Genomic DNA, 18,860 nt, shown 5'->3' on the forward strand with positions numbered 1-18,860 from the left:
AGGAAACATCATGTCTGACGTCAACGGACTTTCGAAAGCTACGATCGACTTCGTGCTGCAAACGGAGAGGGACGCGTGCCGCGCCTTCCGCGTCCTGCGCGAAACCCGCACCATTTCTGCCAGCGGCACGCTGTTCTTTGCCGTCCGCGTGCCTGATGAAGAGAAGATCATCACGCTGAACTATGCCGGGCTGTGGGAAGACGATCCGGATCAGGCCGTCACCAGCGTGATCGGCTTCGACGGGACGCTCTATTGGGGCAACGCCCCGGGCGGCGCGGCCCGTTACCTCAAGATCTTCAAGAAATATCCTGATTTCCAGGCGATCAGCCACGTTCACACGCCGCATCTGGGCGCCTATTCGCAGGCCCATTCGGAGCTGCCGCTGCTCTATGTGCCCAACCGGCGGTTCCGCTTCACCGCGCAGCTGCCGGTCTATGTCAACCGCCGCCAGCCCGAGCCGGACTTTATCCTCGATTCGATCGAGCAGGACCGGGAAGTGCCCGGCATCGTGGAAGCCAATGGCGGCGCGACGATCTGGAGCTGGAAGGGGCTGCGCGACCTCACCAACAATATCGTGCTGCTGGAGGAAGGCGCACAGTTCCAGATCCTGGCGGCGGCGCTGGGCGGCTCCAAGCCTTTCGGCCCCGGCGTGCTGGAGCAGCAGTGGAAGATGGGCAAGCTGGTGCCGCCGGACGCGCGCGTCGACGACGACGGCACGATCCATCTGCCCGAGACGGCACAAGCCGCCGAATGATCACGACGGCCGGCGCTTCTTCGCGCCGGCCACCTCCTGCCCCGGAGCATCTCCCATGTCCCAGAAGAAGCGCCAGCTTGCGCTCGCCGTATTCCTTACCCGCCACGGCCATCATCCCGGCGCATGGCGCCAGCCGGGCACAGCCGAAACCGGCCAGCCTGATTTCCGCTATTGGGCCGATCTGGTCCGCACCGCCGAGCGCGGCAAACTGGACGCCGCATTCTTCGCCGACTTCGTGGGACAGAGCGGCGACAGCACCAAAGGCATCGCTCGCCGCCACGCCTTCCTCGATTTCGAACCACTGACTGCGACCGCCGCCTTGGCCAGCATCACCAGTCATATCGGCTTGGTCGCGACGGTGAACACCAATTTCGAGCAGCCCTATGCGCTGGCCCGGCGTTTCGCCTCGCTCGATCACATCAGTGGCGGGCGCATCGGCTGGAACATCGTGTCGTCGCTCGCGGACGGGGCAGCGAAAAGCTTTGGTATCGACCAGCCCGCCAGCCATGCGGAACGCTATGCCCGTGCCCACGACTTTGTGGAATTGGCCAAGGCTCTCTGGAACAGTTGGGAAGATGACGCCTTTGAGGGCGCGGATAAGGATAGCGGCATCTATCTCAATGCCGATGCCGTCCACCCGGTCCATTATCGCGGGCCTTATTATGGCATCGACACCGTGCTCGACATGCCCCGCCCGATCCAGGGCTATCCCGTATTCGCGCAGGCGGGCAATTCGGAAGTCGGCCGCGATTTCGCCGCCCGGCATGCCGAGATGATCTACGCCGCCGCGCAATTCATCGAGGATGCACAGGCCTTCTACAAGGATGTGAAGGCGCGTGTGGCCGCCTGTGGCCGCGACCCCGATACGCTCAAGGTCATGCCTGGCCTCTCCTTCACCATCGGCTCCAGCTTGCAGGAAGCGCAGGACAAGTTCGGCGCGCTGGAGGAGAAGGTCGATTTTTCCGGCGACCTCAATCTCATGGGCCAGGATGTCAGCGCCTATCCGCTCGACGGGCCGTTGCCCGATCTGCCGGAGCCGGAAAATGGCAAGGGTCGCTGGCGACAACTCACCGCACTCGCGCGTCGCGAGAATCTTACCATCCGCCAGCTCTTCCTGCGCTTCAACGCCGTGCGCGGGCATCGCGTGGTATTGGGCACACCGGCCGACATCGCCGATCAGATGCAGGATTGGTTCGAACGCGACGCGGCCGACGGCTTCAACCTCATCCCACCGCTGCTGCCAAGTTCGCTGGAGGACTTCGTCGATCTGGTGGTGCCGGAGCTGCAACGGCGCGGCCTGTTCCGCACCGAATATGAAGGCGCGACGCTGCGCGAGCATCTGAACCTGCCGCGTCCCGCCAATCCCAACGCCCGGACGGGTCAAGCCGAAGCCCCCATCCTCGAAGCCGCACAATAAAGGAAGAGACGCATGAGCCAGAAACTCGACACCCTTTGGTACACACGCTGTCCGGTGCCGACCGGCCTTGGCATCGCCATCCAGCAGGGTTGGCTGGAAGACGCCTTTCGGGCGCAGGGCACCAGCCTGTCTTCGTTGCTCGAATCCAGCGATTTCTCGAAACGAGAGTCCCACTTCTCCCACACCGTCCAGAACAGCGTCCGCCATGGCGGCAACATCCCGGCGATCAGCGCGCGAGCGCGAGGCCGCGACACCCGCGTAATCGGCCTGTCCTGGGCCGATGAGACCCAGTTGATCCTGGCCAGCCCGGAGTCCGGCATCAAGACGGTGGACGACCTCAAGGGCCGCCGCTTCGGCCTGCCCAACTGGAAGAATGTGGAGATCGACTTTTCCCGGGCTCAAGCCATTCGCGGCCTGGAAAATGCGCTGCGGCTCGAAGGTCTGGAAGTATCGGACGTCGAACTGGTGGATCAGGATATCGACACCCATTATAGCGACGGCCAGGCGCAGACCGTTGGCGGCACGCTCGCCTGGAATGGCCGCAGCACCAGCCGGGCGCGCGCGAACAATCTGGAACTCATCGCCCTGCTGCGCGGCGAGGTCGACGCGATCTTCCTCAAAGGCGCGAGCGGTGCGCAGATCGCGCATCAGTTCGGCCTGACGACGGTGATAGACACCGGAATACACCCCGATCCGCTGGTTCGCTCGAACAACGGCACGCCGCGCACGCTGGCTGTGGACGGCCATCTGATCGACAATCATTTCGACGCCGCGGTCACCATAGTTGAGCAGGTCCTGCGCGCCGAACATTGGGCTCAGTCCCACCCTTCGGAAGTGCGGCGTTATCTCGCGCGGGAAACCAACAGCAGCGAATATTGGGTGAGCATCGCCTATGGCCAAGATGCGCAGACGAAGCTGAAAACCGACCTTGCCGAACAGTCGGTCACCGCGATCCAGGACTTTACCAACTTCCTGCACCGCTGGAACTTCATTCCGCAGAGCTTTGACGTGCGCGACTGGGTCGACGCCCGCCCGCTCGAAGCGGCGCAGTCGCTCGCTTTGGCCAGCTGACCGCGACCATGGGGGATAGGGGGTTATTGCGCCGCAGCCCTTTGCTGCGCTGCCTCGCCGTTTATGGCGAGATGCCGGGGCGCTTCCTGTTGACCGCCGTCCTGCTGGCGGCGGTCAACATCGCGCTGGTCGGCCAGCAGGTGCTGGTCGGCCATGCCGTGCAGGAGGCGCAGCATGGCAAGCTGGTGATCGCCGGGTCAGGCGGGCTTGATTATAGCCGCGCCTGGCTCTGGGTCATGCTGCTGCTGGGGCTGTCGCTTGCCCGCGCAACGGTGCAATATGGCGCCGGCCTCCTTTCCCTCTCTATCGGCCAGCGGCTGCTGACCATCCTGCGGGGACGCATCCTGACGCAGATCCAGCGGCTCGACCTTGCCTATCACTGGCGCCATGGCGTCGGCGAGATGGTGACCCGAATGACGCGCGATGCCGACAAGGTGCGCGACGCGCTCATCAACTTCTGGCGGCAGATTTTCGAAACCGGCCTGATCGTCGTCATCTCACTCGGCCTGCTGTTCCTCTATTCGCCTTGGCTGGCGCTGGTTCCCGCGATCCTGTTGTCGATCGGCATCGCCCTGCTCTGGTCGGAAGCCGACACGCTGGTCGCGCTCGACCGGCGCATCGGCGATGCCTATGACGCGGTGACGCAGGATCTTTCCGAAGGCGTCAACGGCGTCCGGGTGATCAAGGCCTTCTCGCTGGGCGAAGCGCGCGCCGACCGCTTCCGCCATCATGTCGATCTCTTCCGCGCCGAAGCGCGCGCCGCGATCCGCCATGCTTCGCGCCGGGTGCCGCTGCCGCAAACGATTATAGCCCTGTCCCACGCCTGGGTGCTTGGCTTTGGCGCGTGGATGGTCGCGCACGGAACGCTTGGTCTGGGCGCCGTGGTAGCGGCAATGCTTGTGGTCAACACGCTTGTGCTGCGGATCGAGGGGATCGGTCGGCTCCTACAGGTGATCGCCGACGCGCGTGCGTCGGCTGCCCGCATCTGGGAGGTGCTGGATGCCCACCCGGTGATCCGCTCAGGCGCGCAGCCCCTGCCCACTGGTCCGCTCGGAATCCGCCTGCGCAACCTTTCCGCCTCCCCGTTGGGCCATGGCGCTACGGTGCTGCGCGATCTGAGCCTCTCGGTGCAGCCTGGCGAGATCGTCGCGCTGGTCGGTGCGACCGGATCGGGCAAGAGCATTCTTACAGCGCTCCTCCCCCGCTTGGTCGAAGTGGACAAGGGTGCGGTCGAGGTTGGGTCGGATCAAGCGGGCTGGCAGGATGTACGGGAAACCGACCTGCGCGAACTGCGCCGCCGCGTCCATGTGTTGCCTCAGGAAAGCTTCCTCTTTTCCGATACATTGGCCGCCAATCTACGACTGTGCGCGCCTCATGCAACGGAGGCGCAGCTGCGCGAGGCGCTGGACAATGCTGCCGCTGGAGAATTGCTCGAACGACTAAGCGAAGGGCTGGACACTCGCGTCGGCGATCGCGGCGCGACCCTTTCGGGCGGCCAGCGCCAGCGCGTCTGCCTCGCCCGAGCCTTGCTGGCTGACGCCGACATCCTTGTGCTGGATGACGCGACCAGCGCGCTCGACGCCCGCACCGAACGGCGCGCGATCGACAATATCCGCGCTCTGCGCAGCGGCCGAACTCGGCCGCTCACGATGTTGATCGTGGCGAGCCGCCTGTCGACCGCCCTGATTGCGGATCGGGTGGCTGTGCTAGGCGAAGGCCGGATCATTGCGCAGGGCTCGCCTGAACATCTGGCGAATAACAGCGCATCCTATCGCGCCTTGATGGGGCTCTAAGGCCATGAATGCATTCCGCGGCGACAGCGCCCTGTCCGATATCGAACTTGAAGAAAAATTCTCGCAGCGATCGCTCGACCAAAGCGTAACGTCCCGTCTCCTTCCGCTGATCGCGCCCGTCTGGAAGCCTATCGCGGCTGTGATCGGGATCGAACTGATCCAGGTCCTCGCCATTTTCGCGCGGCCGCTGCTGATCGGGCTGGTCATTGACCGGGGGCTGCGACAGGCAGGCGTCGCCGCGCCTTTGATCGCTTGGGCATGCGCCGGTCTCGCGGCAACATGGGGCTTGCGCTTCGTCCTCGGCGGACTGTCTCAATATTGGGCCGGCGTCGCCGCGATCCGCGTCCTGAATGATCTGCGCACACGCGTATTTTCCCATGTTCAGCGCCTCGGCGTCGGTTATTTCGATCGCACCAAGGCAGGCCGCATCATCGCTCGCGCCGATCGGGACGTCGATACGCTGGAGCCGCTGCTGATCCAGGGGCCGCCCGAATTTCTCTCGGCCGTGCTGCGCCTCTGCCTTTCGGGCCTCCTTCTCTGGCTCATCGCCCCGGTGCTTCTGGCCGGCCTTGCCGCAGTGGTGCCCATATTAATTCTTGCCACGATCCTGTTCAAACGCGTGGCGCAGCGCAGCTGGGCCAGGGTGGCGGAAAATCGCAGCCGCTTCACCGCTCATCTCGTCGAGACGGTAGCGGCCGTTCGCCTGATCAAGCAATCGGGGCGCGACCGGGAAAATCTCGCGAAATATCAGGGCCTGCTCGAAGACTTCAACTCCTCGCTGATCTACGGCTCGATCCGGTCCGGCTGGTTCGCGCCGTTCACCGGCTTGTTGACGACGGCCGGCCTGGCGATGACACTGGTTATCGGCGGTCGCGGGCTGGCTTTGGGCACCCTCACGCTGGGGGAGCTGACGCAAAGCCTGTTCTACGTGTTCCTTTTCCTTGCCCCGCTACAGGAGTTCAGCGACCTTTTCGAGCGCTTCGCCAATGGGACTGCCTGCGCCCAGCGCATCTTCCTGCTGCTGGATACCGAACCGGAAATTGCCGATGCCCCCGCAGCTCTCAATCCCCCGAGAGTCGAAGGTCATATCGAATTCCGGGATGTCACCTTCGGTTATCATGCGGACCGGCCCGTCATCCGTGGCCTGAACCTCACGATCCAACCCGGCGAGTCGCTGGCGATCGTGGGACCGACGGGGCATGGCAAGAGCACGCTCGTGCAGCTGCTCACCCGCTTCTATGATGTGGATGCTGGTGCAGTCTTTTTGGACGGACAGGACATCAGGAGGTTCGCTGAACGAAGCCTGCGCAGCCACATTGGTGTCGTGCTGCAGGACAATGTGCTGTTCGGCGGCACAGTGCTGGACAATCTCCGTCTCGCCAAGCCGGATGCGGCCGATGAAGATCTGATCGCAGCATCGAAACGCATCGGCGCCCATGAAGTGCTGAGCGCACTTCCGCACGCCTATGCAACGCAAGTGGGGGCGCTCGGAAACCAGCTGAGTCAAGGGCAGCGCCAGCTCGTTTGCCTCGTGCGCGCCTATCTGGCCGATCCTTCCGTTCTGGTACTGGACGAAGCCACATCCGCCATCGACGTGAGTACCGAACGCAGGATTCAGCAAGCCCTAAGAGTGCTGTGCGAAGGACGGACCGCCCTGGTCATCGCGCATCGGCTGGAAACAATCCGGTCGGCGCACAGGATTGCTGTCATCGAAAACGGTCAGGTGATCGAGACGGGTTCGCATCCAGCACTGATTGCGAAAGGCGGACATTATGCCGCGCTGCATGACAGCTATGAAAGGGCAGCGAGCGCGGATCAGGCTGCGACCACCGACCGGGGCAGGCTCACGGCTACGGCAGGCGCTACAGCGTGATCCATGGCACTTCAGAAGCGGCGAGCTTCCGAAGTCGAGATCCTCTTTGTTGAGCCAGTTGTATCGAGAGACATATGTCCGGGTCACGGTTCGAGACGGCCAGGAACATGCGATCTGTCGGAGTGAATATGGCACGGGTCGGCCGCCGTCGGCCCAGCGCGCTTTTCCTGATTGTCTCTCGGCAAGTTCAATGAAATGCGGGACGACACAATGCCTATATTTCGGCCGCCAGCTCCCTAAGATTGCGCACGATTTCCCTAAACCTCCGACAGGGATTTTGTGTTCATAAGCCCTTTAATTCAGGGTCTTCTGCGGGAGCGGAGGGCCGGGGCAGCCCCCTCTTCGGCCATAATTCCCTAAATTCCGGTTCTTTAGGGAATTCACGACACTGAGACCGGACCGCTCTGGACTGCGTCGCGCACCATCTTTCTCTCAAACAGCTGTACATGTGATACCGGCAGACGTTCGCGCGTTATGCGTTGCTAGATTTTGCCAAGCTCATTGCGAATGAACAGCCGCTGTAGGCTTTCGCGCCGAGGCAGTCCGGTTGCGCCCTTGGATAGCCCGTCCTTCCCGGCGCGCCGCGCGACATGGCGGGCGATCAGATAGCTGGGGTCCAGCAGGGAGAGGAAGGTGAGAGAAGGCGCGAGGCTGGGCCAGCGTAGCTGGATCAAGCGCCTGAGATATTGGAGCCGCGCGCGCACGCCGTGCGTCACGGTGCGTGGAACATCCATGTCCAGCAATTTCTTGGCGGTCAGCAACTGGGTGCGCATGGCGTTGCGTGCATAGCCCGAGCGGAAGAGCCGGTTGAGCTCATCCCAGTCCGCGCGGGTGAACTGGCTGGCGAAAAACTGGATGTCGAGCAGGTGACGCAGGTCGATCCGGCCGCGCAGATAGTCCCTGCCCTTCAGCTGGTCATGCAGCAGGAGGATGGCGGTGCAGGCGACGGGCGAAGGCAACGATATGATGCCGCCCTTCAGGTCCAGCAGGGCAGCATCCTTCGCAAGATCATCGAAGCGATAAAAGAGCGTGTTGATACTGCCATATTCCGAATGGAGATCTATGGTCGCCGCATCTTGCGGGCGGAAAAGAACGGCCGAGACGCCCGGTTCAAGATCGGTTGTTTCCAGATGATAGCCGATGCCGCGAAGCTGATCGATCATGGCATGAAAGCGGACTGCGGGAACCATGAGATCAATGTCGGCCAACATGCGCGCCGCACGCCGTTCAGGCGGCGCATGGGCGAGCCAGGCGGTCCCTTTCAACAAGAGGGGTGACACGCCAGCGGCGTTCATGACGACGGCCGCTTCGTCCAGCTGTGCCATGAGGCGATCGTTGCGATCGCCATTGCGCCTCTCCATCTCGCTGAAGAACAAGGTTACGTCCGCAGGGAGTTCGGGAAAGAGCCCCGCCTCCCAAAGGCGCGCCGAGACGGCGGGCGTGCACAAGGTCTTGTTCGCCAGGCCGATGATGCGGGGCCAGTCGGCATGCGCGGGCAATTGACCGCGCAGGCAGGCGAGAAGGCCATGAAGAGGATCAAGCCGGGCCACAAAATTCGCCGAGAAGGGCTGCGGCCTCGTCCAGATCATCATATTCCAGCATGCAGGTGCTAGCCGCGCCCACGGTGCGGATCATTATATCGATCGCGCTCCGGTCAGCTTCGCCGCTGGACGAGGCGGCTTCGGAAAGGAGATGTTTGACGAGCGCAGCGGGATGTTGCTGGATGAGCCGGGCTGGGGCGCCTTTGGTCCGCCGCAACTTGACGATCCAGCCGACCGGTAGCGGCTCCTGGCCGGTGGTTTGGGGCAGATCGAGATAGCGGACGCGCCGTCCGTCAGGCCGCCAGTGGATCAGCGGCTGAAGCCGCCCCGGATACCGCGCGGCCATCATCGGCCATGCGCCGGACTTGACTGTCGGCAGGAAGGGCAAGCCCCGCACCCGCCCATCGGGTCCGAGCATGCTGATGTCGTCGCCATAATAGGCAAAGCCATTGCCGATCAGCCAGGAGATTAGCGTGGTCTTGCCTGCCCCCGGAGGCCCGCTCAAGAGCAGCGCCTTTCCATCGCGGCTGACGCATCCCGCATGCAGGGCGAGCGTCCAACGGGGATCGTCGATGATGTCCTGCACCACCTGCGCCTTCACCAGCGTGGCGGCCTGATTGAGTTGCAGCAGTGCGGCAGGGCCGCCGTCGCGGCTGAACAGGCAGAGGCCTTCATTCTGCCAGAGGTCGTAGCTCGTCAGGGCCTCTTCAGGAGGCGGATCAGTTTCCACATGTGCGAACAGCGGGGATATCTGCCGCGCCAACGCCTCATCATGATAGCGCAACGCGAAAGTTAGGGCGCCCAGCGACATGCGTTGGGTGAGGATGGGTGGGCTTGCGGGCGGTCGGACGGTGGCGTGGACCAGCCCCGATTGGGACCAGTCCGCCAGCACCTTGTGCAGCATGACCGATGAGTGACTGACACCCCGGTCAGCCACTTCCTGAGCGAGTCGCGAAACGGATATGCCGTCTTCCAGGCGGCAGCCGATATAGCCCGCGATCTGGTTCAGTTCATAGATGGCTCGCCGGGACTGCGACACGATCAGCGGCTGATCGCCGATGAAGGTCATGGAAGTCCCGGGAGTAAGGCGCAGCATCAATTCCGCCCTTTGAGGGCGCTCCGCCCATTCGCCATTTGATCGCCGGACTAGCGTGCTCAGGGTTTCTTACCCTTGCCGCCGCTGCCACCCTTGTTCCCCGGATTGCCAGGACCAGTGCCGGGGCCGTCGTTGATCGGCGGGTTGCCCGGAGGCTGGGGATCATAGCCATTGCCGACGCCGTTATTGCCCTTCGGCCCGCCGCCACCACCGCCGCCCGATGCCGCGATCGCCGGAGATGACAGGGAGGTGGACAACATGATCGTCATCGCCGGAGGAACGGTCGCGGCGAAGCGCCCGCAGGTCTTCAGGAAATTGCGGCGGTCGTCGGCCGCAGCCAAAATGGTGGGTTCCTCTGCCAAGGGTAGCCTCCTCTTGTTCAGGATTGAGGCACGCTATCATCCCGGCCGAGTCCACCGCACTGCTATGGAGGGGTATATCAGAAGGTATAACCTTTCCGCCTCCCTCCATAGCTGGCACTAATCATCGACTTAGCTCAGCTGGAGCTATTCCGAAGCGGGCAGGTAAATCTCGCTCCCCTTGTTTTTGAATGTCTCGCTCATCTCGGCCATGCCCTTTTCGGCATCTTCGGCAGCGAGGAACTGGTCGCTCGGCTGATTCTGTTTGGCGGCGAAATCCCGCACCTCCTGCGTGATCTTCATCGAACAGAATTTGGGGCCGCACATGGAGCAGAAATGCGCCGTCTTAGCGCCCTCGGCAGGCAGCGTCTGGTCGTGATATTTTTCGGCCGTGTCGGGATCGAGCGACAGGTTGAACTGGTCCCGCCAGCGGAACTCGAAGCGGGCGCGGCTGAGCGCATCATCGCGGACCTTGGCCGCCGGGTGGCCCTTCGCGAGGTCGGCGGCATGTGCGGCGAGCTTGTAGGTGACGACCCCAACCTTGACGTCATCGCGGTCGGGCAGGCCCAGATGCTCCTTGGGCGTGACGTAGCAAAGCATCGCCGTGCCATACCAGCCGATCATGGCCGCACCGATGCCGCTGGTGATATGGTCATAGCCCGGCGCGATGTCGGTGGTGAGCGGCCCAAGCGTGTAGAAGGGCGCTTCGCCACAGGCCTCCAGCTGCTTGTCCATATTCTGCTTGATCTTGTGCATGGGCACATGGCCCGGCCCTTCGATCATCACCTGCACATCCTGCTCCCAGGCGCGCTTGGTGAGTTCGCCCAGCGTGTAGAGCTCGGCGAACTGCGCTTCGTCATTGGCGTCGGCGATCGATCCGGGACGCAGGCCGTCGCCCAGCGAATAGGCGATGTCATAGGCCTTCATGATCTCGGTGATCTCGTCGAAATGTTCGTAGAGGAAGCTTTCCTTGTGATGCGCAAGGCACCATTTCGCCATGATCGACCCGCCGCGGCTGACGATGCCGGTGACGCGCTTGGCGGTCATGGGGATATAGGGCAGGCGCACGCCCGCATGGATGGTGAAATAGTCCACCCCCTGCTCGGCCTGCTCGATGAGGGTGTCGCGGAAGATGTCCCAGGTCAGCTCTTCGGCAATACCGCCTACCTTCTCCAGCGCTTGATAGATCGGCACGGTGCCGATCGGGACCGGCGAGTTGCGCATGATCCATTCGCGGGTGTCGTGAATGTTGCGGCCAGTCGACAGATCCATGACCGTATCCGCGCCCCAGCGGATCGACCAGACCAGCTTGTCGACCTCGCTCGCCACATCGGAGGCGACGGCGCTGTTGCCGATGTTGGCGTTGATCTTCACCAGGAAATTGCGGCCGATCGCCATCGGCTCCGATTCCGGGTGGTTGATGTTGTTGGGGATGATGGCGCGGCCGCGCGCGACTTCCTCGCGGACGAACTCCGGCGTCACATAGTCGGGGATCGATGCACCCCAATCCTGACCATCTCGGACATATTCAGTGAGGCGGGCGCGGCCGAGATTCTCGCGTGTCGCGACATATTCCATCTCCGGCGTGATGATGCCGCGCCGGGCATAGTGCATCTGGGAGACGTTCATGCCCGGCTTGGCGCGCAAGGGGCGCTTCACGACATGGGGGAAAGGCTGGACGCCCCCTGACCGGTCGGGGCCCTTGAGGCCGTTATCTTCCGGCTGGATCGCGCGGGCGTCATATTCCTCGACATCGCCACGGCCGACGATCCAGTCGCGGCGCAGCGCTGGCAGGCCCGCCATGATGTCGATGCGCGCATCGGGATCGGTATAGGGACCGGACGTGTCATAGACGCGGACCGGGGGCTCGCCGCTGCCGGGCTCCAGATCGATTTCGCGCATGGCGACCTTGAGCGGGCCGACATGGATCTTGCGGCTGCCCCGGATAGGGCCCGTCGTTACGCGCATTTCAGTGCGGGCTGGAATGTCTGCCATGGTGGTTCCTTTCAGGCGATAACGGTGGCGCGGCCAGTGAGGCCAGCGAGGAAGAGGAAGAGGCCAAGGACGATGCTGACAGCAGCCCAGGCACGGGTGAAATTGAGCGACCAGCGGCCGATGCGGAGCAGCGGCGCGGGCACGGCGAGCAGCAGCGCGCCTTCGATCAGCGCGGCATAGCCGATCAGGCTGACGATGACGGCGAGTGGATCGGTCCAGATGCTGTGGATGAGGATGAGGGCCGCGCCGACCACGAAGACGGGGAAGCCGAGCGCCATGACGAGACCCGGCGAGCGGTCCAGATCGTCCATCACCGCTCGCCAGCGCGACGGCGCCATGAGGCCGCCAATGCCCATGACCATCATGTACAGGCCGATGGCTTCGGATAGGCGCAGGGTGAGGATGGAGATGGTGTCCATGGCAGCTCCGTCCTCCTCTTCTTCGCTGGGCGGAAGGAGGGTGCCGACATGCCGGTGACAAGCCGTCCCTCCCTACGCCGGTCTCATCCGGATCAGGTTCAACGGGTCGCAGCCACATCAGCCGCCTCTCAACCGCCTGTGAGCGGTCCCCCGGGGATGGAGAGTCGATAGCCGAAATGGTTCGATCACGCCAGCCCATTGCGCTGGACATGGGACGGGCTTTCCCGCTTTTATGGCAGGAGATGAAGCATCATGATCTGTCCACCAAGGAAGGCCGCAAGGCGCACCGGCATGAAATGCGCATGGTCGCGGTGCGGCCCAGGCGTTGGGGGCTGTGGCTGCTCACCGCCGGGTTCCTGCTGGTGCTGACGCCCTCCGCGCTGGATGTGCATAGCCTGTTCGGGCTGTGGCCGCCGATGCTGGGGGCGGTTTGCGTGATTGTCGGGGTGCCGCTGCTGGTGGCGAGCGTGGTGCTGAAGCGACGCTATGTGCGCGAGCGGGCGGCGGGGCAGGTTATGGTCGGGCGGATCAGGGGGTAGGTCGGCTGTCTTCTCCCCTCCCGCAGGCGGGAGGGGTTAAGGGTGGGCGCGAGCGGAGCGAGCTTCTTGGATCAGCCGCTGAAGACCCCGCAGACGTTGCGCTAACCCACCCCCTAGCCCCCTCCCGCCTGCGGGAGGGGGAACGTCGTGCCTCGCCCGTTTAGGGCATCGCCTCGAACATCAGCTTCATGCCTGTCCTGGGCCTGATCGTCAGGCGGCTGATCGGCTCCGGCTTGAATCCTTCCGGAACCGACAGTCGATAGCGGCGCAGGACGCTGGCGATGACGGTCATTACCTCCTGCTGGGCGAAGCCTGCGCCGACACAGACGCGGGGGCCGCGGCCGAAGGGGAACCAGGCTTGGCGAACCATTTCGGCATTGGCGGGATCGTCGAAACGGTCGGGATCGAAGCTGTGCGGGCAGCCCCAATTATCCTTGTTCCGCTGGGTGAGCCACGGTGCGACGACGAGCATCGCGCCCTCCTCCAACTGCTTGTCGCGCATCGGCATGGGGCAAGGCACCTCGCGCGGGAAGAAGGCGACGGGCGGATAGAGCCGCAGCGTTTCGCGGAAGATGTTGCGGACATGCCCCATGTCCTTGAGCATCGCGGCGGTGAGCGCTTCCTCCCCTGCCAGCGCCAAGACCTCGGCACGCGCCGCATTCTGGATATGGGCGCATTCGGCGAGCATGTAGAGCGCCCAGGTCATGGTGCTGGCCGATGTCTCATGCCCCGCGAGAAAGACGGTGGAGACCTGATCCATCACCTGTTGCAGGGTGAAGGGCTCGCCCGTTTCGGGGTGCTTCGCCTCGATCAGCGACTGGAGGATGTCCTTGTGCGGCGATTCTCCACGATCGTGGAAGCCCTGATAGCGGGCCTCCACGATCGGGCGGAACACGTCGTGGATAGCCTTAGCGGGTTTGAGCGATCGCTGCTCGAACCAGCGGGCGGGAAAGCCGTAAAGGCGCAGCATCGAGGCGCTGTGGGCGTAGCGCTGGAAACGGCCGAAGGCGTTGTGGATGATGTTGGATCGATGCTCATCCAGCGCCTCTGAAAAGAGCGTGCGGAAGATGATGTCGGCCGCGACATGGGTCATCATCGGGTCAATATCGACGGGCTTTGTGCGGTCGGCGGCATCGATGCGGGCGAGCAGATCGTCGGCAGCCGTAACCATCAGCGGCATCGACCGATGCAGCGCGGTATGCGCAAAGGCCGGGTTCACCATGGCGCGCTGGCTTTCCCAATCCTCGCCATTGGCGGAAAAGACGCTGTTGCCGATCAGCGGCCAAAGGTTGCGGACGAGTTCGCGATGCTTGGGAAAGGCAGTGCCGCCGCGCAGAACCTTGTCCACCAGCGGCAGTTCATTGGCGATATACATGATCTGGCCGGGCATGCGGATTTCGCCAAGCTTCATGGTGTAGCTTTTTTCGAACAGCACATGGATCCAGCTGTGCCAGCCGCGCAGGAAGCGTTTGACGAGGCCCCGGCGGGTACGCGGCGGTTGCGGATAAGGCGGAGTGAAAGGTTCGGTCACGCTATGGCCCTGAAGGCTGTGATGGCTTGGTCGATCGTGCGGCGGCCAGCGGTCAGGCTGACATAGTCGATGGGGGAAAGGCGGTCGCCGACGCGCAGATAGTCGAAATGCGCTTCATATTTGTTCGACCAGCCGCTGTGGTAATTTTCCGGGTCATAAAAGAGGTGGAAACGTGGCGAGAGCAGATCGACGCGGGCGGCGCAACGGTCCGATACCAGGCGGATGGGATGGACGTCATAATAGGCGGCGCCATCGGGAGGCGCGGAAAGATCGACGAGGCGGAATTGCCACTCGTCCAGTGCCTTGAGGTCGGCATGATACCAGCGGGCATCCTTGCGCAGGGCTACGACCGGCACGACCTGTCCCAAGGTGAGGGCCGTGAAGTGATCAGGCAGGGGCTTGCCTTCGCGCAGTTCAAGGATGCGGCGAAGGACGCTCATCGCGTAGATGGTGCCATTGCTGTGGGAAGCGAAGATGACTTCGTCCCAAGGGCCGTCCATTTCCTGCACGATGCGCGCGGCGAACTGGTCGAGGCGGGCGTTCATCTCTTCGCCTGGGCCACGCGCGGCGACGCTGTGATTATAATACATGAAGCGCAGCAGCCACGGCACGATTAGTTTGTTAAGCAATCGGCCGGAGAGCAGCACGCTGATCCCGATACCGACTAGAGCGGCTGCCCAAAACGGCATCAAGAAAGAGAGGAGCAGGGCGGGGATGAACGTCAGTGCGAGCGGTATGAGGATGGCAAGTAGGGGCGGATAAAGGATAGTGATGACCGGGCCGGGCCGCAGCTTTCGCATGCGCAGGAACTGCATGTGCCGGGCATGGGCGAAATAGGTCGCGATCGACCGCCAGGCGAGGAGCAGCGGATTGCGGATCCAAACCTTGCCGACCAGATCCTCCCAGCGGAGATATTCATAGTCGGTCTCGACCCCCGCGCTGTGGTTGGTGACGGTCCAGATCGCGGAGGAAGCGGGCCCTGGACGGCGCGCGCTTACCTCCACCTGCTCACCTGACAGCCGGGCATAGCGCTCCGCCTGCTCACGATAGAGTTGGTGATAAAAACGCACCCCGCGCGGATCGAAACCGCCAAGGTAGAAGACTTTACGCTTGAACTTTTGCACGGCCCTGTTCCACATCGGGCCATGACGACACCCGAACGCGATTACTGCTATTTCATAGATCACCGCAAATACAACCGAAACATCGGCTGCCGGAAACATGACAACGCCTATGGCATCAATGGCGGGGGCAGCGAGCGCGACCGGTGGCGAGCGGATTTCGCCTTTTACCGGCATATGCGCGGCAATGGCGATCCGATGGCGCTGCCTTCCCTGCTCGCCTGCCTGGCGTTTGGCTGGTTCTGCTGGAACTATCATCCCGGCAAGGGGCCGTGGCGGGGACAGCTCTTGCGCCGCTTCGTGAAAGCGCCGAAGTGAGCGGCATGACCAATCCCAAGCATGTTTCCGTGGGGCCGATCACGATCGGCAATAACCTGCCCCTTGTCCTGATTTCCGGCCCCTGCCAGATCGAGAGCCGCGATCATGCGATGATGATGGCGGAGAAGCTGGCCGAGGCCGCGCGCAAGGCGGGCGTGCCGTTCATCTTCAAATCCTCGTTCGACAAGGCGAACCGGACCTCGGTGGCAGGGCAGCGCGGCGTTGGGATCGACGCTGGTTTGGCGATCCTTGCCGAGGTGAAGGCGCAGCTCGGCTGTCCGGTGCTGACCGATGTGCATGAGGCAGGCCAGGTGGAAACCGCAGCGCAGGCGGTGGATATTCTGCAAATCCCGGCTTTCCTGTGCCGTCAGACGGACCTGCTGCTGGCGGCGGGAAAGACGGGCGCAGTGGTCAATGTGAAGAAGGGTCAGTTTCTCGCGCCCTGGGACATGGCTGCGGTGGCGCAGAAGGTCGCCTCCACCGGCAATGAGCGGATATTGCTCACCGAGCGTGGGGCGAGCTTCGGCTATAACACGCTCGTCAGCGACATGCGGGCTCTGCCGACGATGGGTGAGACCGGCTATCCGGTGGTGTTCGATGCCACCCACTCCGTGCAACAGCCGGGCGGGTTGGGATCGGCGTCAGGCGGGCAGCGGGAATTTGCGCCTGTACTGGCGCGCAGTGCGGTTGCGGCTGGCGTCGCCGCGATCTTTGCCGAGGCGCATGATGATCCGGATCGGGCGCCATCGGATGGGCCGGTCATGCTGCCGCTGGAGTGGATGGGGCCGCTGCTGGAGAAGCTCAGGGCGATCGATGAGGTGGTGAAGGGATAGGGGTCACGCGGAGGCGCTGAGACCCGGAGGGAATGGGCGTAGCCCTTTTTCATCCATTCTGCGCCCTCTGCGACTCCGCGTGAACCAAATCTACTGGCCTACGGCCGCGTCTGGCCCGTTCCGCGTACCAGCCATTTGTAAGTGGTGAGGCCTTCCAGCGCCACCGGGCCGCGGGCGTGGAGGCGGCCGGTTGAAATGCCGATCTCTGCGCCAAGGCCGAACTCGCCGCCATCGGCGAACTGGGTCGAGGCGTTCCACATGACGATCGCGCTGTCGACGGCGTTGAGGAAGCGCTCGGCCTTCTGGGCGTCTTCGGTGATGATCGCGTCGGTGTGATGGCTCGCATGCGCGGCGATATGGGCGAGCGCTTCGTCAAGCCCATCGACCAGCCGCACCGAAACGATGGCGTCGAGATATTCGGTATCCCAGTCCTCGTCCGATGCCGCAACGACACGTGCGTCCAGCGCCTGCACCGCAGCGTCGCCGCGCACTTCGCACTTGGCGTCGAGCAGCGCTTTCACGATGGCGGGCGCGGCTGCGAAGGCCTGGTCGATCAGAACCGTTTCGGTCGCGCCGCAAATGCCCGTCCGGCGCATCTTGGCGTTTACGATCAGCTTGACGGCCATGTCCGGATCGGCGGCGCCATCGACATAGCTGTGATTGATGCCATCAAGATGCGCCAGCACAGGCACGCGCGCCTCTTCCTGCACGCGCGCGACGAGGCTCTTGCCGCCCCGGGGCACGATAAGGTCGATGAAGTCCGACGCCTTGAGCAACGCGCCGACGGCGGCGCGATCAGTCGTCGGCACCAGCTGCACCGCGTCGGCGGGCAAACCCGCGGCGGCTATCCCTTCCGCCATGGCGGCGTGGATGGCGCGATTGCTTTCCTTCGCCTCGCTTCCCCCGCGCAGGATGACGGCATTGCCCGCGCGCAGGCACAGCGCAGCGGCGTCGGCGGTCACATTGGGACGGCTTTCATAGATGATGCCGATCACGCCCAGGGGCACGCGCACGCGCGACAGCTCCATGCCGTTGGGCCGGACCTGCTTGTCGATGATGCGCCCAAGCGGATTGTCGAGGATCGCAACCTGATCGACGCCAGCCGCAGTCGCTTCCACACGGGCTTCGTCCAGGCGCAGCCGGTCGAGCATGGCTGGCGAAAGACCATTGGCGGCGGCATTTTCCACGTCGCGCGCGTTGGCAGCAAGGATTTGCGGCGCCTGATCCCGAAGCGCCTGGGCGGCACGGCGCAGCGCATCTATCTTCTGCGCGTCGCTCGCGCTGGCCAGCGCCGTGGCGGCGGCACGGGCGCGTGCGCCCATCGCGGCGATGAGCATTTCGGGAGTCTGAGTGAGGTCATTCATCTGGTCGAGCCTTTCGCCCGCGCCCTTAGCATGAAAGCGTGATGCGGCGAAAGGCGCTGAGACTTGCAATGGATGGCCTGTTGAGCGCTGATCTTTTACCGGCGTCACCCAATCGTTCGGGCCGAGCTTGTCGAAGCCTCTTCCTAAAAGAAGTAAGGCCCTTCGACAGGCTCAGGGCGAACGCAGTGGTGGGGTGACTCCTGACGCCCTAAGCCGCCTGCGCCAAACTCACCGCCTTCATCGCGCGGAAAGTGCGGCAGGGCGGAATATTGCGCCATTCGATACGTTCGGCGATGTCGTTGAACTGCCCGGTAAGCAGCCGCCGGACGAAGGCGGAATATTGATACACAAGAAATTCGCCGCCCGGCCGCAGCGCCCGCTGCGTTTCCGCGCAGATCAGTTCGCCCACGCCATCCGGCAGGGTGGAGAAGGGAATGCCCGACAGGATGTAATCGGCCTGCTGATGCCCAGCTTCGCTGATGAAGCGGCGCACGTCCGCCGCCGATCCGTGCACCACCCGGAGCCGGGGATCATCGATCTGCGCTTCCAGCCAGGCGACGAAATCGAGGTTGAGGTCGATCGCCAGCAGCTTGGCGTCCGGGTGCATGCGCTCCAGGATCGGCCGGGTGAAGGTGCCGACGCCCGGCCCATATTCGACGAACAGCCGCGTGCGCTGCCAATCCACCTGATCGAGCATGCTGCTCACCAGCGCGGGAGAGGATGGGATCACCGATCCGATCATGCCGGGATGCTTCACGAACTGACGGAAGAACATGCTCCATTGGCCAAGGAATGAAGCCGGAACTGCTTTTGTCTTCAGGGGAATGGAGGCCATC

The 18,860-nt window shown here is 63.5% G+C and carries 17 protein-coding genes and 1 riboswitch; of the genes, 8 read left to right on the forward strand and 9 right to left on the reverse strand.

Annotation, left to right across the window (positions count from 1 at the left end; all coding sequences use genetic code 11):
• Positions 1–10 precede the first annotated feature (10 nt).
• The 5 genes from SPHS8_RS09735 to SPHS8_RS09755 are packed head-to-tail and all read left to right on the forward strand — an operon-like array spanning position 11 to position 6,908.
• Positions 11–754, forward strand: coding sequence for a class II aldolase/adducin family protein (locus SPHS8_RS09735; RefSeq protein ID WP_201515310.1), 744 nt, complete (start codon positions 11–13; stop codon positions 752–754).
• 55 nt (positions 755–809) lie between these two features.
• Positions 810–2,171 carry an LLM class flavin-dependent oxidoreductase gene (locus tag SPHS8_RS09740; RefSeq protein ID WP_201515311.1) on the forward strand — a complete coding sequence of 454 codons (1,362 nt, stop codon included), beginning with the start codon at positions 810–812 and terminating at the stop codon, positions 2,169–2,171.
• A gap of 12 nt (positions 2,172–2,183) precedes the next feature.
• Positions 2,184–3,242 (forward strand): ABC transporter substrate-binding protein, encoded by a 1,059-nt coding sequence (locus SPHS8_RS09745; RefSeq protein ID WP_201515312.1) that lies wholly within the window; start codon positions 2,184–2,186, stop codon positions 3,240–3,242.
• Between the two features lie 26 nt (positions 3,243–3,268).
• Complete coding sequence (locus SPHS8_RS09750; protein WP_236575067.1) at positions 3,269–5,035, forward strand: ABC transporter ATP-binding protein; 1,767 nt, start codon at positions 3,269–3,271, stop codon at positions 5,033–5,035.
• 4 nt (positions 5,036–5,039) lie between these two features.
• On the forward strand, positions 5,040–6,908 hold the full coding sequence (locus SPHS8_RS09755) for an ABC transporter ATP-binding protein (protein ID WP_201515314.1): 1,869 nt from the start codon (positions 5,040–5,042) through the stop codon (positions 6,906–6,908).
• Between the two features lie 482 nt (positions 6,909–7,390).
• On the opposite strand, the gene SPHS8_RS09760 is transcribed toward SPHS8_RS09755, so the two are convergent.
• From SPHS8_RS09760 to SPHS8_RS09780, 5 genes are all read right to left on the reverse strand, one after another.
• The gene (locus tag SPHS8_RS09760) at positions 7,391–8,458 is read right to left on the reverse strand and encodes a nucleotidyltransferase family protein (protein ID WP_201515315.1); all 1,068 of its coding nucleotides are present in this window, start codon (positions 8,456–8,458) and stop codon (positions 7,391–7,393) included.
• A complete protein-coding gene (locus SPHS8_RS09765; protein ID WP_201531033.1) occupies positions 8,445–9,518 on the reverse strand; it encodes a hypothetical protein in 1,074 nt (357 codons plus the stop codon). The genes SPHS8_RS09760 and SPHS8_RS09765 overlap by 14 nt, the downstream gene beginning before the upstream one ends.
• Before the next feature lie 86 nt (positions 9,519–9,604).
• Entirely contained in the window at positions 9,605–9,907 is a 303-nt protein-coding gene (locus SPHS8_RS09770; RefSeq protein ID WP_201515317.1) for a hypothetical protein, read from the reverse strand.
• A gap of 144 nt (positions 9,908–10,051) precedes the next feature.
• The gene (thiC, locus tag SPHS8_RS09775; protein WP_201515318.1) at positions 10,052–11,899 is read right to left on the reverse strand and encodes a phosphomethylpyrimidine synthase ThiC; all 1,848 of its coding nucleotides are present in this window, start codon (positions 11,897–11,899) and stop codon (positions 10,052–10,054) included.
• Positions 11,900–11,910: 11 nt separating this feature from the next.
• Positions 11,911–12,318, reverse strand: coding sequence for a DUF2065 family protein (locus SPHS8_RS09780; protein WP_201515319.1), 408 nt, complete (start codon positions 12,316–12,318; stop codon positions 11,911–11,913).
• A 52-nt stretch (positions 12,319–12,370) separates the two neighbouring features.
• Positions 12,371–12,481, reverse strand: a riboswitch (TPP riboswitch).
• A 79-nt stretch (positions 12,482–12,560) separates the two neighbouring features.
• On the opposite strand from SPHS8_RS09780, the gene SPHS8_RS09785 reads away from it, so the two are divergent.
• A complete protein-coding gene (locus SPHS8_RS09785) occupies positions 12,561–12,857 on the forward strand; it encodes a hypothetical protein (protein WP_201515320.1) in 297 nt (98 codons plus the stop codon).
• Positions 12,858–13,017: 160 nt separating this feature from the next.
• Here the strand turns inward: SPHS8_RS09785 and SPHS8_RS09790 are convergent, their stop codons facing one another.
• Complete coding sequence (locus tag SPHS8_RS09790; protein WP_201515321.1) at positions 13,018–14,388, reverse strand: cytochrome P450; 1,371 nt, start codon at positions 14,386–14,388, stop codon at positions 13,018–13,020.
• Positions 14,385–15,512 carry a hypothetical protein gene (locus tag SPHS8_RS09795; protein WP_201515322.1) on the reverse strand — a complete coding sequence of 376 codons (1,128 nt, stop codon included), beginning with the start codon at positions 15,510–15,512 and terminating at the stop codon, positions 14,385–14,387. Before SPHS8_RS09795 ends, SPHS8_RS09790 begins: the two co-directional genes overlap by 4 nt.
• A gap of 21 nt (positions 15,513–15,533) precedes the next feature.
• Here SPHS8_RS09795 and SPHS8_RS09800 point away from each other — a divergent pair, with 21 nt between their 5' ends.
• Entirely contained in the window at positions 15,534–15,827 is a 294-nt protein-coding gene (locus tag SPHS8_RS09800; protein ID WP_097090671.1) for a hypothetical protein, read from the forward strand.
• A 5-nt stretch (positions 15,828–15,832) separates the two neighbouring features.
• The gene (gene kdsA / locus SPHS8_RS09805; RefSeq protein WP_201515507.1) at positions 15,833–16,660 is read left to right on the forward strand and encodes a 3-deoxy-8-phosphooctulonate synthase; all 828 of its coding nucleotides are present in this window, start codon (positions 15,833–15,835) and stop codon (positions 16,658–16,660) included.
• A gap of 98 nt (positions 16,661–16,758) precedes the next feature.
• Here kdsA and SPHS8_RS09810 read toward each other — a convergent pair whose 3' ends face one another.
• Both SPHS8_RS09810 and SPHS8_RS09815 read right to left on the reverse strand, forming a co-directional pair.
• A complete protein-coding gene (locus SPHS8_RS09810) occupies positions 16,759–18,024 on the reverse strand; it encodes a glutamate-5-semialdehyde dehydrogenase (RefSeq protein ID WP_201515323.1) in 1,266 nt (421 codons plus the stop codon).
• Between the two features lie 208 nt (positions 18,025–18,232).
• Entirely contained in the window at positions 18,233–18,859 is a 627-nt protein-coding gene (locus tag SPHS8_RS09815; RefSeq protein ID WP_201515324.1) for a class I SAM-dependent methyltransferase, read from the reverse strand.
• Position 18,860: the final 1 nt, after the last annotated feature.

Source organism: Sphingobium sp. S6 (assembly GCF_905120495.1).
Taxonomy (GTDB): domain Bacteria; phylum Pseudomonadota; class Alphaproteobacteria; order Sphingomonadales; family Sphingomonadaceae; genus Sphingobium; species Sphingobium agri.